This window comes from Actinocorallia libanotica (assembly GCF_039525175.1).
In the GTDB taxonomy this organism is placed as follows: domain Bacteria; phylum Actinomycetota; class Actinomycetes; order Streptosporangiales; family Streptosporangiaceae; genus Actinocorallia; species Actinocorallia libanotica.
Genome location: NZ_BAAAHH010000104.1, coordinates 1 through 1,144, shown reverse-complemented (window position 1 = coordinate 1,144; position 1,144 = coordinate 1). Strand labels below are relative to the sequence as shown.

Below are 1,144 nucleotides of genomic sequence, written 5' to 3'. Positions count from 1 at the left end.
GGGAGATGGGCGTGCGGATCGACCGGATGCTGGGTGAGGGCTGGTCGCGTGGCGCCATCATCGGCGCGGCGAACGACGTCGCTGCCGCCCGCACCATCGACGGCGACCACATCCCCGCACTGCGGGCCGTACGGGCCGCGCTGATGGGCAACGCCCCGGGCCGTCATTGCGACCACTGCGGCCGCGCCCGGATCGCCGATGGCGCGTACTGCACCGCCGGGTGCGACGCCTTCACCGTCGATCCTGGGGCCGTCCCCGAGGAGATCGACCCCGACCAACTCGCCCGCGTCCACGCCACGCTCGGAGCGTCCGCATGAGCTACCACCCCGACCCCACCGTCGCCGCGGCCCTGGAGCGCAACGCCCGCGCCCTCACCCGCGAGACCGTCGCCCCGCCGCCCGAGATGGCCGACAACCCCGCGGCCTACATCCAGTGGCTGCGCGAGCAGCGCCCCCAGCTGCAGCCGCGTCAGTCGGTGCCCAAGCAGTTCACCCGCCTGTACGAGCGCAACCGCTCCTGGGTCCCGGCCCGGCGCGTGCCCGTCCAGGAGGAGGAGGCCAACCCGATGGCGTGGACGCCCACTCCCGAGGAGACCGCACGTCTGGACGGCCACGGCGCCGCCCGCTACGGCGCTGGCCTGGCCGCCCAGAACGACGCCCGCAACGCCGCCCTGGCGGGCCTGGCCGCCCAGGCCCGCCCGCTGGACCGCCCGTCGGTCCGTCGCGTTGTGCCCGCCCAGCGCCCCGCACCGAAGACCGAGCAGCAGCTGGAGGCCGAGCGGGCCCGGCAGCTGGAGGCCCTGCAGAAGCTCATCGACCAACAGCAGAAAGAAGGCTCATGAAGCAGCAAGCCACTGATGACGAGCGCGCCCTGCTCGCCCTCATCAGCCGTTCTCCCGAGCCGGTGGCGATGTCCTCGCTCTTCCCCGAGCTGAACCCCGCCGGCGACATCCGCGAAGGGCACCCCGAACACGACGCGTGGGTGGAACGCCAGATCGCCTGGTACGGCGTGACGGTCAGCCTCCACGAGAAGGGCCTGGTGGAGGTCGTGCACCCCGCCGACGGATCACGCCCGGACCTGGTGGTGGTCAGCGACGCGGGGAACCGAACGCTGGCCGGGACCTGATCCCGAACAAGATCGAAAA

General features: G+C 72.8%; 3 protein-coding genes. All 3 read left to right on the top strand.

Features of this window, described 5'->3' with window-relative positions; all coding sequences use genetic code 11:
• Positions 1-317: hypothetical protein (locus ABD140_RS39835; RefSeq protein ID WP_344248253.1), on the top strand; the 317-nt coding region annotated here is incomplete at its 5' end.
• Positions 314-841: a hypothetical protein gene (locus ABD140_RS39830; protein ID WP_344248251.1), complete on the top strand. Its 528-nt coding sequence runs from the start codon at positions 314-316 to the stop codon at positions 839-841. The genes ABD140_RS39835 and ABD140_RS39830, both read left to right, overlap by 4 nt.
• Entirely contained in the window at positions 838-1,125 is a 288-nt protein-coding gene (locus ABD140_RS39825) for a hypothetical protein (RefSeq protein WP_344248249.1), read from the top strand. Before ABD140_RS39830 ends, ABD140_RS39825 begins: the two co-directional genes overlap by 4 nt.
• Positions 1,126-1,144: the final 19 nt, after the last annotated feature.

Excerpts from the sequence above, each read along its gene's own strand:
- ABD140_RS39830 (WP_344248251.1), top strand. The coding sequence starts at position 314 with ATGAGCTACCACCCCGACCCCACCGTCGCCGCGGCCCTGGAGCGCAAC.
- ABD140_RS39825 (WP_344248249.1), top strand. The coding sequence starts at position 838 with ATGAAGCAGCAAGCCACTGATGACGAGCGCGCCCTGCTCGCCCTCATC.